This window comes from Shinella sp. (genome assembly GCF_035998705.1).
Classification (GTDB): domain Bacteria; phylum Pseudomonadota; class Alphaproteobacteria; order Rhizobiales; family Rhizobiaceae; genus Shinella.
This window is the reverse complement of the sequence record NZ_DASYHH010000008.1, coordinates 88,739-101,522: the sequence shown is the minus strand read 5'-3', so window position 1 is coordinate 101,522 and position 12,784 is coordinate 88,739. Positions and strand designations below refer to the sequence as shown.

Annotated in this window: 15 protein-coding genes; 13 read left to right on the top strand and 2 right to left on the bottom strand. The window is 62.3% G+C overall.

Translation table 11 applies throughout. The annotated features are described in order from the left end of the window. The 11 genes from VGN93_RS03435 to VGN93_RS03385 all read left to right on the top strand — a co-directional run bounded on the left by VGN93_RS03435 (position 1) and on the right by VGN93_RS03385 (position 7,706). Complete coding sequence (locus VGN93_RS03435) at positions 1–1,059, top strand: flagellar hook-associated family protein (protein ID WP_319318450.1); 1,059 nt, start codon at positions 1–3, stop codon at positions 1,057–1,059. A gap of 38 nt (positions 1,060–1,097) precedes the next feature. After that, on the top strand, positions 1,098–1,451 hold the full coding sequence (gene flaF, locus VGN93_RS03430; RefSeq protein ID WP_319318453.1) for a flagellar biosynthesis regulator FlaF: 354 nt from the start codon (positions 1,098–1,100) through the stop codon (positions 1,449–1,451). Then, positions 1,448–1,894 (top strand): flagellar biosynthesis repressor FlbT, encoded by a 447-nt coding sequence (gene flbT / locus VGN93_RS03425; protein WP_256120719.1) that lies wholly within the window; start codon positions 1,448–1,450, stop codon positions 1,892–1,894. The genes flaF and flbT overlap by 4 nt, the downstream gene beginning before the upstream one ends. After that, positions 1,888–2,337 (top strand): flagellar hook assembly protein FlgD, encoded by a 450-nt coding sequence (gene flgD / locus VGN93_RS03420; RefSeq protein ID WP_319318457.1) that lies wholly within the window; start codon positions 1,888–1,890, stop codon positions 2,335–2,337. The genes flbT and flgD overlap by 7 nt, the downstream gene beginning before the upstream one ends. After that, a complete protein-coding gene (gene fliQ / locus VGN93_RS03415; RefSeq protein WP_319318460.1) occupies positions 2,334–2,600 on the top strand; it encodes a flagellar biosynthesis protein FliQ in 267 nt (88 codons plus the stop codon). Before flgD ends, fliQ begins: the two co-directional genes overlap by 4 nt. A 115-nt stretch (positions 2,601–2,715) precedes the next feature. Further along, positions 2,716–4,803: a flagellar biosynthesis protein FlhA gene (gene flhA / locus VGN93_RS03410; RefSeq protein WP_327506347.1), complete on the top strand. Its 2,088-nt coding sequence runs from the start codon at positions 2,716–2,718 to the stop codon at positions 4,801–4,803. Beyond that, entirely contained in the window at positions 4,800–5,552 is a 753-nt protein-coding gene (gene fliR / locus VGN93_RS03405) for a flagellar biosynthetic protein FliR (RefSeq protein ID WP_327506346.1), read from the top strand. Before flhA ends, fliR begins: the two co-directional genes overlap by 4 nt. A 2-nt stretch (positions 5,553–5,554) precedes the next feature. Beyond that, entirely contained in the window at positions 5,555–5,953 is a 399-nt protein-coding gene (locus tag VGN93_RS03400; RefSeq protein ID WP_319318466.1) for a hypothetical protein, read from the top strand. 280 nt (positions 5,954–6,233) lie between these two features. Continuing rightward, entirely contained in the window at positions 6,234–6,806 is a 573-nt protein-coding gene (locus VGN93_RS03395) for a rod-binding protein (RefSeq protein ID WP_319318469.1), read from the top strand. Between the two features lie 4 nt (positions 6,807–6,810). After that, positions 6,811–7,179, top strand: a complete 369-nt coding sequence (locus VGN93_RS03390) for a hypothetical protein (RefSeq protein WP_319318472.1) — start codon at positions 6,811–6,813, stop codon at positions 7,177–7,179. Then, positions 7,176–7,706 carry a hypothetical protein gene (locus tag VGN93_RS03385; protein ID WP_319318474.1) on the top strand — a complete coding sequence of 177 codons (531 nt, stop codon included), beginning with the start codon at positions 7,176–7,178 and terminating at the stop codon, positions 7,704–7,706. The genes VGN93_RS03390 and VGN93_RS03385 overlap by 4 nt, the downstream gene beginning before the upstream one ends. 48 nt (positions 7,707–7,754) lie before the next feature. Here VGN93_RS03385 and VGN93_RS03380 read toward each other — a convergent pair whose 3' ends face one another. Next, the gene (locus VGN93_RS03380; protein WP_327506345.1) at positions 7,755–8,552 is read right to left on the bottom strand and encodes a WecB/TagA/CpsF family glycosyltransferase; all 798 of its coding nucleotides are present in this window, start codon (positions 8,550–8,552) and stop codon (positions 7,755–7,757) included. 435 nt (positions 8,553–8,987) lie between these two features. Between VGN93_RS03380 and folD the strand changes: the two genes are divergently transcribed. Then, complete coding sequence (gene folD, locus VGN93_RS03375; RefSeq protein ID WP_319318480.1) at positions 8,988–9,887, top strand: bifunctional methylenetetrahydrofolate dehydrogenase/methenyltetrahydrofolate cyclohydrolase FolD; 900 nt, start codon at positions 8,988–8,990, stop codon at positions 9,885–9,887. 164 nt (positions 9,888–10,051) lie between these two features. Here folD and VGN93_RS03370 read toward each other — a convergent pair whose 3' ends face one another. Next, on the bottom strand, positions 10,052–11,080 hold the full coding sequence (locus VGN93_RS03370) for a substrate-binding domain-containing protein (RefSeq protein ID WP_319318482.1): 1,029 nt from the start codon (positions 11,078–11,080) through the stop codon (positions 10,052–10,054). 328 nt (positions 11,081–11,408) lie between these two features. Here VGN93_RS03370 and VGN93_RS03365 point away from each other — a divergent pair, with 328 nt between their 5' ends. Next, positions 11,409–12,746 carry an ABC transporter substrate-binding protein gene (locus VGN93_RS03365; protein WP_414714042.1) on the top strand — a complete coding sequence of 446 codons (1,338 nt, stop codon included), beginning with the start codon at positions 11,409–11,411 and terminating at the stop codon, positions 12,744–12,746. Positions 12,747–12,784: the final 38 nt, after the last annotated feature.

Sequence of the window (12,784 nt, the reverse complement as noted above, 5' to 3'; positions counted from 1 at the left end):
ATGAAGACTTCCTTCGTTTCCAACATGTCCCTTCAGAACGCGATGCGGCTCACGGTCGCGAGCGCCCAGAAGGAGATGATGCAGCTTCAGGAGGAGACGGTCACCGGCCGTCATGCCGATGTCGGCGCCGTTCTCGGCGCTAAGACCGCGCGCACGCTGAACCTGCACCGCGATCTCCAGCGCATGGAATCGCTGAAGAGCACCAATGCGCTGACGACGCAGCGCCTTGCCGCCTCGCAGGAGGCGCTCGGCCAGATGTCGACGGCGGCGAACGATGCGCTGGAAGTGTTCATCGCACTTTCCGGCATCACGTCGGCCGACCAGCTTGCGCTGGCGAAGGAGAATATCGGCAACGCGCTGTCGACCTTCACCGCCGCCGCCAACACCTCGTTCAGCGGCGAGTATCTCTTCGCCGGCATCAACACCGACGTGGTGCCGCTCAACGACTATGCCCGGAAAACGCCGGTTTCCGACGCGAAAGCCGCTTTCGATACCGCGTTCTTCACGCATTTCGGCTTCGCCCAGACCAACGAAGCCGCCGTCGCCGGCATCGCGCCGGCCGACATGCAGGATTTCATCGACGGCCTTGAAACGAGTTTCATGGGGCCGGGCTGGGAGACGGACTGGTCGAACGCGTCCGACGAGAACATGCAGAGCCGCATCAGCACCGCCGAGACGGTGCAGAGCTCGACGAACACCAATGTGGAGGGCATGCGCTACATGGCGCTCGGCCTCGTGCTCGGTCAGGAGCTGCTGGCGCTCGGTATTTCCGAACAGACCCGCAAGACGGTCAGCGACGCGGCGATCGACTTTACCGGCCGCGCGATCTCCGGCATCGACGGCGAGCGCTCGAAGCTCGGCATTTCCGAGGCGCGCGTGACCCAGGCCAATACCTCGCTCAATGCGCAGATCACCATCCTGAGCACCAGCATCAAGGACATGGAGGGCATCGATACCTACGAGGCGGCGACGCGCGTCACCACACTCGAATCGCAGCTTTCGCTTGCTTACACGCTGACCTCGAGGATCCAGAACCTGAGCCTGCTGAATTACCTCTGATGAACCAGAGGGTACGGACACACATGAAGGATGTCTGAATGTACCAGTTTTCATACGCCGAGATCATGGAGGAAGGCGTTGCCGTCTCGAAAGATCGAGAGCGGCAGGTCCTCGAACGGTCGATTGCGCTTCTGACAGCGGCAATGGCCTCCGATGGCGGCACCTACGGCAGGCAAGCGGTGGAGGCGATCTACTTCACCCGCCGCGTCTGGATACGCTTTATCGAGGATCTCGGAAACCCGGAGAACCAGCTCGAAGACGAGCTTCGGGCCAACCTCATCTCGATCGCCATCTGGATTCTCAAGGAAGTCGAAAAGATCCGCAAACGCGAATCCAGCAATTTCCAGGGCATCATCGACATCACCACCATCATCAAGGATGGCATCAAATGAAAAGTACACTGCGTATATCGCTGAAGTCCGGTGAGCGCATCTTCGTCAACGGCGCAGTTTTGCGGGTCGATCGCAAGGTTGCCATCGAATTCCTCAACGATGTCACCTTCCTCCTGGAAAACCACGTTCTTCAGCCCGAGCAGGCGACCACGCCGCTTCGCCAGCTTTACTTCATCGCCCAGATGGCGCTGATCAATCCGGAAGGGGCCGAACAGTCGATCGCCATGTTCCGCAAATCGGTCATCATGCTGCTTTCCTGCTTCAAGAACGAGGAAGTGCTCGCCGAGCTCAAGCGCGTCGACGCCCTCGTCACCCAGGACCGCGTCTTCGAGGCGCTGAAAGCCATCCGCGCGCTCTACCCGATCGAGGATCGCATCCTCAACAATCAGGAGATCCCGCCGGCCACCATCGAACAGATCCGCAGGGAGATCGCACCATGGTAAACCCCGTCGGCGCCGCTTCGGCGGCAGACAAGCCCTATGTACCGACCGTCACCGGCGCTGAATCCGGCACGGACGAGAAGTCGGCTACCCTCAACTACGAAAGCTTCCTGAAGCTGCTCGTGGCGCAGATGAAGAACCAGGATCCGACCGAGCCGATGGACGCCACCCAGCAGATGGCGCAGCTTGCGACCTTCTCGCAGGTCGAGCAGACCATCAAGACGAACAAGAACCTGGAAAGCCTGCTGCAACGCACCTCGCTGCAGGAAGCCAATTCCGTCATCGGCCGCACCGTCACCAGCGAGGACGGCAAGATTTCTGGCGTCGTCAAGGAAGTCACGCTATACAACGACGGCATCGTCGCGACGCTTGATTCGGGCAAGACCCTTGTCATCGGTCCCGGCGTGAAGGTCAGCGAAACCAAGGCAAGTGAACCCGAAACGTGAATGAGGCAGACGCCCTCGACATAGCGCAGGCGGCAATCTGGACGGTCGTGGTGGCCTCCGGGCCGGCCGTGCTTGCCGCCATGGTCGTCGGCGTCGCCATCGCCTTCATCCAGGCGTTGACCCAGGTGCAGGAAATGACCCTCACCTTCGTGCCGAAGATCCTCGCCATCTTCGTGACGATCGCCATCTCGGCCCCCTTCATCGGCGCCCAGATCGGCATTTTTACCAATATCGTCTTTTCCCGGATAGAAAGCGGCTTCTAGCCGCGCCGCGCGCTTTGCCATCCTCGCGCAAGCTTCGGCCTGTAGGTCATGGGGTGAAAATGGGTGACGCGTGTGACGCGCCGCCGCCTCTCATGACGAGACGGGAATTCTTTCGATGGCGCAAGTACCGGCAATCAGCATTCCGAAGGTGAGCCCCAACGGCCGCGATATCGCCTTCGCCGTGGGCATCCTGACGATCCTGTCGATCCTCTTCCTGCCGATACCGGTCTTCATGATCGACATGGGGCTGGCCTTCTCCATCGCCTTCTCGGTCCTGATCCTGATGGTCGCGCTGTGGATCCAGCGCCCGCTCGACTTCTCGTCCTTCCCGACCGTGCTGCTGATCGCGACGATGATCCGGCTGGCGCTCAACATCGCCACGACCCGCGTCATCCTCTCGCATGGCAACGAGGGCCACGATGCGGCCGGTGGCGTGATCGCGGGCTTTGCCAGCCTCGTCATGTCCGGCGATTTCGTCATCGGTCTCATCGTCTTCATGATCCTTATCGTGGTGAACTTCATCGTCATCACCAAGGGTGCCACGCGTATCGCCGAAGTCGGCGCACGTTTCACCCTCGACGCCATTCCCGGCAAGCAGATGTCGATCGACGCCGATCTTTCGGCGGGCCTGATCGATGAGAAGCAGGCGCAGCTGCGCCGCCGCGAGCTGGAGGAGGAAAGCTCCTTCTTCGGTTCGATGGACGGTGCGTCGAAATTCGTGCGCGGCGATGCGATCGCCGGCCTCCTCATCACCGCCATCAACGTCTTCGGCGGCATCATCATCGGCTATTTCCGCCACGGCATGGAACTGTCGGAAGCCGCCGACGTCTTCGTCAAGCTTTCGGTCGGCGACGGTCTCGTCTCGCAGATCCCCGCCCTTATCGTCTCGCTCGCCGCAGGCCTCATCGTGTCGCGCGGCGGCACGGCGGGTTCCACCGACCAGGCGGTCGTCAACCAGCTTTCCGGCTATCCGCGCGCGCTCTTCGTCGCGTCCGGCCTGATGATGGTGCTCGCCATCATTCCGGGCCTGCCCTTCTTCCCCTTCGTGATGCTCGGCGGCCTCATGGCCTTCGGAGCGTGGATGATCCCGCGCCGCATCGAGGCGGAGAACCAGGCGCGTCGCGACGAAGAGGCCAAGCAGGTCCAGCAGACCCGCGACCAGGAGAAGGATTCGGTCAAGTCGGTGCTGAAGACTGCCGAGATCGAGCTGCTGCTCGGCAAGCAGGTCTCTACGCGCCTTCTCGGCGCGCACCAGGAACTGGCCTTCCGGGTCGGCAAGATGCGCAAGAAATTCGCCGGGCAATACGGCTTCGTCGTCCCGGAAATCAAGGTTTCCGACGACATTTCGATCCCCGACAAATCCTACCAGATCCGCATCCACGGCACGACGATCGCCTCCAACATCGTGCGCGTCGGTGAAGTGCTGGTCGTCACCGGCGGCGGGCGCAAGCCGAGTGTGCCGGGCGATGACATCCGCGAGCCCGCCTTCGGCATGCCGGCCGTCTCGATCCTCGAAACCTTCGCAGATGATCTGCGCCGCGAGGGCTTCCACCCGATCGACAACGTCTCGGTGGTGCTCACGCACCTGTCCGAAGTCATCCGCAACAACCTGCCGCAGCTCCTGTCCTACAAGGACGTGAAGGTGCTGATCGAGCGGCTCGACCCGGAATACCGCAAGCTTGCCGACGAGATCTGCTCGTCGCACATGTCCTATTCCGGCCTCCAGGCCGTGCTGAAGCTGCTGCTCGCCGAGCGTGTCTCCATCCGCAACCTGCACCTGATCCTCGAAGCGGTCGCCGAACTGGCGCCGCATGTGCGCAAGACCGAGCAGATCGTCGAGCATGTCCGCATCCGCATGTCGCAGCAGATCTGCGGCGATCTCGCCGAAAACGGCGTGCTGCCGGTGCTGCGCCTCGGCAACAAGTGGGACATGGTCTTCCACCAGGCCTTGAAGCGCGACACCAAGGGCGAAATCGTCGAGTTCGACATCGATCCGCGCCAGCTCGAAGAGTTTTCCGAGCAGGCAACCCGGGTTATCCGCGAGTTTTTGGACCGCGGCACGCCTTTCGTATTGGTCACGTCGCCCGAATCGCGCACTTATGTCCGCATGATCATCGAGCGCCTGTTTGCCACATTGCCGGTTCTCTCGCATGTCGAGCTCGCCAAGGGCATCGAGATCAAGATTCTCGGCTCCATTTCATGATAACGGACCCGCAGGGCACGGTGCTGGCGCTGTTCGCCGCCTTCTGCCGTGTCGGCGGGTGTTTCATGCTGTTGCCGGGTTTCTCGTCCGCGCGCCTCTCCATGCAGATCCGCCTGTTCCTCGCGGTGGCGATTTCCATGGCGGTGCTGCCGATCATGTGGGACGTCATCTACCCGCGCACCTCCGGTTCGCTCGACGGCTATCTCAAGCTCATCGTCTTCGAAACGCTGACCGGCGCCGTCATCGGCCTGATCGCCCGCTATTACGTGCTCGGCCTGCAATTTGCCGGCACGGTGCTCACCATGATGATGGGCTTCAACGCGCCGCCGACGCCGGACGTGCTGGAAGACACCGCCGAAAACCAGCTGACGAACCTGCTCTCCTTCGCCGGCCTGCTTGTGCTTTTCATGCTGGATTTCCACCATGTCGTCATGCGGGCGCTGATCGAATCCTACAATGTCATGCCGCTCGGCGAAGGCTTCAATCCGCAGAGTGCGCTGATCTCGCTCACCGATACGCTGAGCCAGACCTTCATGATCATGCTGCGGCTCGCGAGCCCCTTCATCCTCTACGGCCTGGTCTTCAACGTCTCCATCGGCCTCGTCAACAAGCTGGCGCCGCAGATCCCGATCTATTTCGTCTCGCTGCCCTTCATCATCCTGGGCGGCCTGGTGCTGATGTATTTCGGCATTTCCTCGCTGCTTGAGATTTTTGCGGCCGGCTTCATGCCAGTCTTCCAGGGGCGATGACGATGGCGCAGAACCGGTCGGACAAGCTGAAACGCCTGGTCTCCGTGCAGCGCCACCTGGAAAAGATGGCCGAGATCGACCTCGCCAACACCACGCAGCAGCGGCAAGAAGTGGCGGAGACGATGGACGCCGTCATCGGGGCGATCAATTCGCTGGACCCGGTGCATCGCAGCTTCTCGCGGCACTATTCCGGCCAGTACAGCAAGCTCCAGCAGCAGGATCAGATGCTGGCCAACGTCCAGCAGATGCACGAGATGCGTGTGGTGCGCGAGCGCACCAAGGGCGACCGCATGGAAGAGCACCGCAAGGAAGCGCGCAACGCCGAGGACCGCGAGGCCGCCGACAATTCGATCTACGACCTCATCGACCAGCACATCGCCTACAAGAAGAGCGACGACTAGATCGCCGCTCTCAAGCTTCTGAAACGAAAGGCGATTTAACGCCGCCTCATGGAAGCTTGCGCCAGAATGGATTTGGCCATCTGTGTCGTCACGACTTCATCATCCGCCACCAGCCTCCCGTAAGGTTGAGCAGCGATAGTCGCATCAGGACGATGACGAGGTTTGTCGAAGCAGTCGCAGGCGCGGCGCGGGCGATCCCGAAGTCCTGAACGGTCAGAGGCCGGCGGACCGCCATGAGGACGGGTCCGGCACGCAGGAAACACCTGAAAGGCTTTAGGACGTGGCAATTTCTCCCCCCAGCGATCTGGTGCTCGATGTCGTGCGCGCTGCCGACCCGGCCCAGGTTCAGGAAGCGCAAGCCAAGCTGAAATCGAACCGCGCCGCCTTCGAGGCGACGAGCCTTGCCGAAGCGGGTGCCGGTTTCCAGGCGACCGTCGGCAGCATCCTCAACAGGGATTCGGCCGGTGCGCATGCGTCGAGCCAGGGCGTTTCGGCCGTCGGCGGCAAGTCCGTGCCGGAGCACCTGCGCAAGTTCGAAGCGATGGTGTTGCAGAATTTCGTGAAATCCATGCTGCCGGCAGACAGCGAAGAAATGTACGGCAAGGGCACGGCCGGCGAGATGTGGCGCGGCATGATGGCCGACCAGCTCGGCACGGCGATCGCCAAGGGCGGCGGCATCGGCATTGCCGAAAGTCTCGCCAAGAGCAGCGGCATCGGCGCTGCCTCCCCGGACAAAGACAAGAATACCGACCGTGTCGCATCCGGCATGGTTCAGGCCCTGCAGCGGGAGGCCTTTGCCGACCTGACGCCGGGCATCAAGGAACACGACAAGAAAAGCATAAGCGGAGCATAACAAAATGGAACAGGCGACCAACGAACTCCGGATCCGCACGGTCCTCGGCCGGCTTGAGACCATCATCGACAACGAGAACGACAATATCGGCAGCGATCCCGAATTCGATCTGCCGACCTCGAACGCCCACAAGAGCCGCTGCCTCTACGAGCTGGCCATGCTGACGCGCGACGTGCGCCCCGACGAGGTGCCGCAGACGTTTTCGACCCAGCTCGGCCGCGTGCGCGACAAGCTCGCGACCAACGCCCAGCGCGTCTCCGCCCATCTCGATGCGGTGCGTGAGGTCGTCAGCATCCTGAAGAACGCCGTGCAGGACCTCGAAGCTGACGGCACCTATTCGCAGGAACAGTTCCGGGTGAGCTACGGCACATGATCAAGCTCATCGGCACCGGCGTCTGGATCCTCGCGATCACGCTCGCTTCGGTCTATTTCTCGCTGAAGATGGCCTCGGCCCCCAAGGTCGATACGGCGGCCGCCGAGCGCGAGGCGGCCATGGAGTTCGTCAGCGGTTATGTCACGACCGTGCCGGTGATCGGGGAGGGCGGTGTCAGCGGCTACCTTCTCACCAAGCTCGCCTACAAGGCGAACAAGGAGCTTGCCGCCAAGCAGACCGTGCCCCTTCCGCAGATGATCACCGACGAGCTCTACACGCTGCTCGTCGGCAAGAAGATGATCGACGTGGCGACGGTCGGCAGCTTCGACGTCGATGCCTTTCGCGGCATCGTCAAGGAGGGGCTGAACCGCCGTTTCGGTGCGGAGGTGATCGCGGAGGTTTATGTCGAGCAGATCGACTATATTACCACTGCCTCCGTGCAGGACCCGGCGCCGAAGAAGGGCCAGACGCTCGTCAAGGGCGAGGTTCCGGCCGGCAAGCCCGCGGAAAAAAGCGGCGGGCATTGAGACCCACCGCCTGAACACATTTCTATCGATCGATAGGAGCCGGCCGCCTCAGAGCGAGCCGGCTTTTGCCGTATCGTTCCTGCCATGCGCCTCGCCTGTGCCGGAAAACTTGTAGCGCAGAACATGGTAGAGGAAGGACAGGTCGGCGCGGCCGAGGCGCGACGGCGTCTTCACCAGGCGGTAGAGCCATTCGAGCCGCAGCCGGCGGATGCCTTGTGGCGCAGAATGCGGTGCGCCGGAGACGACGTCGAACAGGTTGCCGACGCTGAGCACCAGCCTGGCATGGCCCGGGCCGACATGCCGGTCGATCCATTTCTCCTGCGCCGGGCTGCCCATGGCGACGAGCAGGATGTCGGCATTCGCCTCGCGCACCCGCTCCATGACCGCGTCGGAGGCCGCCCGGTCGAAGAAACCGTCGGAAATCGGCAGGAAGTCGTGCCAGGGCGCGTGCCGGCGAAAATTCTCTGCCGCCCGCATGAGCGTTGCCTGTTGCGCGCCGATCATCGCCACGCGCATCGGCCGGGCGAGATAGGTAAGCAAAGCCGGCACGAAATCCGTGCCCGTCAGGTTTGCCGGAAACTTGCGGCCATGAAACAGCATGGAGGCGATGTCGACGCCGTGACCGTCCGGCAGCACGATCTGGCGCTCCAGCACCGCGCGGTATTCCGGGTCGCGGATCATCAGGTTGGCATTGCCGGCATTGATGAAGGCGATGACGCTCTGCCCGAAGGGCATGGTCGCCACCTCCTCGGCAAAGGCGAAGGCCTCCGCCCAGCCGAGATCACAGACCGGCAGGCCGAGAATATCCCGTTGCGAGGCGACGATATTGCCCGACATAAGGTTCATGACAAGCTTCCTTCCGGGACGGTCCTGGCCGATCCCGCAATGCGCGTTCTGTTCTGTGCCGGGTTTAACAACTTCGCCTGAAGGGCCATTTAAGCTTTTCGGGAAAAGCCTATGGGTGGCGTTCACGCTTTTCTAACCATGGCATCGATTTTTGGTATAAGCCGCTGATACTAAATAATATTTTTTCTAGCCGTCGCGACTTTCCACCGGAAGAATCCTCGCGTTTGCCTCAAAAAAGGACTTTTGGCCTGGCTTGCGCGCCCCGTCGTGCATCGAGCGCGTCTCTCGCATCATTGACAGGAAAATCCACCGAACCGATCGTTTCCCGCAACGCGCGCTTGAAATTATGTGTTTTGGACAGCATAGGGCGTTAAGAGGCCATCCCGCCGCGCAGTCGCCCCACTAGAGTAGGGCACATCATTCAGGGAGAGAAATGTGACCACCATTATCGATGGGAAGCAGGTTGCCGCTTCCGTGATTGACGCCGTGAAGTCCGCGACTGCCGCGCTGGAGAAGGACGCGGGCGTAAAACCCGGCCTCGCCGTCGTCATCGTCGGCGACGATCCGGCCAGCCACGCCTATGTCTCCTCCAAGAGCCGCATGGCCAAGGAATGCGGCTTCACCTCCATTCAGCACACGCTGCCGGAGGAGACGACGCAAGAGGAACTCGCCCGTCTCGTCGAGACGCTGAACGCCGACGAGAGCGTTCACGGTATCCTGGTGCAGCTGCCGCTGCCCAAGCACCTGAATTCCGAGCCGATCATCCAGTCGATCAGGCCGGAAAAGGACGTCGACGGCCTGCATGTCGTCAATGCCGGCAAGCTCGCGACCGGCGATCTCGATGGCGGTCTCGTCTCCTGCACGCCGGCCGGCGCCATGGTCTTCGTGCGCCGCACGCACGGCAACGATCTGTCCGGCCTCAACGCCGTGGTGATCGGCCGCTCCAACCTCTTCGGCAAACCGATGTCGGCCCTGCTGCTCGCCGCCAATGCGACGGTGACGACGGCCCATTCGCGCACCAGGGACCTCGCCGCCGTCTGCCGCACCGCCGATATCCTGGTCGCCGCCGTCGGCCGTGCGGAAATGGTCAAGGCCGACTGGGTGAAGCCGGGCGCCACTGTCATCGACGTCGGCATCAACCGCATTGCCGCACCGGAGAAGGGCGAGGGCAAGTCGCGCATGGTCGGCGACGTCGCTTTCGAGGAATGCGCCAAGGTCGCCGGCGCCATCACCCCGGTCCCCGGCGGCGTCGGCCCCATGACCATCGCCATGCTGATGTCCAACACCGTCATCGCCGCCTACCGCAAGGCCGGCAGGACGCCGCCGAAATTCTAAAATCGGAGTTGCGCCGGTGAGGCGACTACTACCTCCCCCTTTGAGGGGGGAGGTCGCCGCAAAGCGGCGGGTGGGGGTGACTCGCAGCACGTATAGACGTTGGCGGGTGTCACCCCACCCCGGACCTTCGGTCCGACCCTCCCCCTCAAGGGGAGGGTAGAGCGCTAGCGCGCTGCCCGCGCCGGTCCCGTCGAGGCGCGCACGATGAGATCCGTCCGCCACAGCTCCTGCTGCGGCAGGGTTTCGAGATCGAGGATGCCGGCGATCAGCCGGCGGGCGATGCGCTGGCCGGCGGCGCGCAGCGACGAGCGGGTCGTGGTCAGCGGCACCATGAAATTTTCCGGCTTCAGCATCGGCAGCACGTCGTCATGGGCGATGAGGGAAATATCGACACCGAGCTTCAGCCCCGCCTGGCTGATCGCCCGCACGGCACCGAGCGCCAGCACCGTGCTGGAGCAGAGCACGGCGGTCGGCGGCGCTTCGAGCTTGAGAAAACGCTCCATGGCGCGAAACCCGTGTTCGTCCGTCATCTGCGAATGCAGCACGCAGTCATCGCGCAGCACCAGGCCGTGCTCGGCAAGCGCCCGCACCATGCCCTTCTTGCGGCGGATCGAATAGGCGAGATAGTCCGGCCCGTTGAGCAGCGCGAAATGCCGGTGGCCGAGCTGCGCGAGCAGGCGCGCGGCGTCGTAGAAAGCGCCTGTATTGTCGATGTCGAGGAACGGATAGTCGTTTGGCACGCCGATCGAGCGGCCATGCACGATGAAGGGCATCTTCAGCGTCTTCATCATGGCGATGCGCGGATCCTTTTCGCGCATATAGGCAAGGAACAGCGCATCGACATTGCCGCTCGCCACCAGCCGCCGGCAGGTCGCGACCTCTTCGTCCGGGTGGCTGGGATTGATGACGAAATGAAAGTCGTGTTTGACCGCCTCGTCGCCGAGCCCGGCGAGGAATTCGCCGAAATGCACATCGGATTCGATGCCGTCGGCCGTCGGCATGACGAGGCCGATCGAGCCCGCGCGACCGGTTGCAAGGCGCTGGGCGGCGCGGTTCGGGCGATACCCCGTCTCTCGCACGGCATCGAGAACACGCTGGCGCGTCTCGGCATTGACCTCCGGATAGCCGTTCAGCGCTCTGCTCACGGTTGTCTGGGAGAGGCCCAGCAATTGCGATAACTGCTTGAGATTCACATGCTTAGCTTTCTTGAAATAATCGAAGCGCTTTGAATATTTGACTTTTCGTTCCCTGAATTTATCTCAAAGCGTTTTGGCATCTAACATCAGCAAATCAAACAGGAAAAGCTGTTTTGGCTATTTTGCGCCGCAAAACTACGCTGCACTGCGTTAGATACGGCGATTTCACGTTCAAATTGTTGAGGGGTACTTGACGAAGCTTGGGGGGAAATGGGATGAAAGGAAATCCAAAGCGCTTTGAATTTTGGGGTATTTTAGGAGACGCCTGCCCCGGGAGAGGGCGGGTTTGCTATGGGAGGCAAATCTCGTGAAAAAAACATTGCTGATGACGGCAGCGCTCGCGCTTCTGATGGCGGGCGGTGCGGCGGCCGAGTTGAAATTCAAGCCCGGCGAAGATTCCAAGTTCAACTGGCAGAGTTTCGAGGATTTCAAGAAGGGCCACGACCTCAAGGGCCAGACGCTGACCATTTTCGGCCCCTGGCGCGGTGAGGACGAGGCGCTCTTCAAGGTCGTCTACGCCTATTTCACCGAGGCGACGGGCGTCGAGATCAAATATTCCTCCTCTGAAAACTACGAGCAGCAGATCGTCATCGACACGCAGGCGGGCAGCCCGCCGGACGTCGCCATCCTGCCGCAGCCGGGCCTGATCGCCGACCTCGCCTCCAAGGGCTATCTGAGCCCGCTCGGCGACGAGACGAGGCAGTGGCTGCTCGACAACTACGCCGCCGGCCAGTCCTGGGTCGATCTTTCGACCTTCCAGGGCAAGGACGGCAATGCCGCGCTCTTCGCCTTCCCCTACAAGATCGACGTGAAGTCGCTCGTCTGGTACGTGCCGGAAAACTTTGAAGACGCCGGCTACGAAGTGCCGAAGACCATGGAAGACCTGAAGGCGCTGACCGAGCAGATCGTCGCAGACGGCGGTACGCCCTGGTGCATCGGCCTCGGTTCCGGCGGCGCTACCGGCTGGCCGGCGACCGACTGGGTCGAGGACCTGATGCTGCGCACGGCCTCGCCGGAAACCTACGACAAGTGGGTCACCAACCAGATCCCGTTCACCGATGCCGCCGTCGTCGGCGCGATCGACGAATTCGGCTGGTTTGCCAAGAACGACAAGTTCGTCGACGGCGGTGCGGCGGCGGTTGCCTCCACCGACTTCCGCGACAGCCCGAAGGGCCTCTTCGCCTCGCCGCCGAAATGCTACCTGCACCACCAGGCGTCGTTCATCCCGTCCTTCTTCCCGGAAGGCACGGTCGTCGGCGAGGATGCGGACTTCTTCTACATGCCGCCCTATGCCAGCAAGCCGGAACTCGGAAATCCCGTGCTCGGCGCCGGCACGCTCGCCATGATCACCAAGGACACGCCGCCCGCCCGCGCCTTCATCGAGTTCCTGAAGACGCCGATCGCCCACGAGGTCTGGATGGCGCAGACCAGCTTCCTGACGCCCTACAAGAGCGCCAACAAGGAAGCCTATGCCAATGCGCCGATGAAGAAGCAGGGCGAAATCCTGCTCAATTCGACGACCTTCCGCTTCGACGGCTCGGACCTGATGCCCGGCAAGATCGGCGCGGGCGCGTTCTGGACCGGCATGGTCGACTTCGTCGGCGGCAAGTCCGCGGCCGATGTCGCCGACGGCGCCCAGAAGGCCTGGGACGCCATCAAGTAATATCCCGGTGAACCGGCGGGCGGCCGCCCGTCGGTTTT

What these genes read in the sequence shown, in the direction of transcription:
- VGN93_RS03435 (WP_319318450.1), top strand. Translation starts at nt 1, where the DNA reads ATGAAGACTTCCTTCGTTTCCAACATGTCCCTTCAGAACGCGATGCGG.
- flaF (WP_319318453.1), top strand. Translation starts at nt 1,098, where the DNA reads ATGTACCAGTTTTCATACGCCGAGATCATGGAGGAAGGCGTTGCCGTC.
- flbT (WP_256120719.1), top strand. Translation starts at nt 1,448, where the DNA reads ATGAAAAGTACACTGCGTATATCGCTGAAGTCCGGTGAGCGCATCTTC.
- flgD (WP_319318457.1), top strand. Translation starts at nt 1,888, where the DNA reads ATGGTAAACCCCGTCGGCGCCGCTTCGGCGGCAGACAAGCCCTATGTA.
- flhA (WP_327506347.1), top strand. Translation starts at nt 2,716, where the DNA reads ATGGCGCAAGTACCGGCAATCAGCATTCCGAAGGTGAGCCCCAACGGC.
- fliR (WP_327506346.1), top strand. Translation starts at nt 4,800, where the DNA reads ATGATAACGGACCCGCAGGGCACGGTGCTGGCGCTGTTCGCCGCCTTC.
- VGN93_RS03400 (WP_319318466.1), top strand. Translation starts at nt 5,555, where the DNA reads ATGGCGCAGAACCGGTCGGACAAGCTGAAACGCCTGGTCTCCGTGCAG.
- VGN93_RS03390 (WP_319318472.1), top strand. Translation starts at nt 6,811, where the DNA reads ATGGAACAGGCGACCAACGAACTCCGGATCCGCACGGTCCTCGGCCGG.
- VGN93_RS03385 (WP_319318474.1), top strand. Translation starts at nt 7,176, where the DNA reads ATGATCAAGCTCATCGGCACCGGCGTCTGGATCCTCGCGATCACGCTC.
- VGN93_RS03380 (WP_327506345.1), bottom strand. Translation starts at nt 8,552, where the DNA reads ATGAACCTTATGTCGGGCAATATCGTCGCCTCGCAACGGGATATTCTC.
- VGN93_RS03365 (WP_414714042.1), top strand. Translation starts at nt 11,409, where the DNA reads ATGACGGCAGCGCTCGCGCTTCTGATGGCGGGCGGTGCGGCGGCCGAG.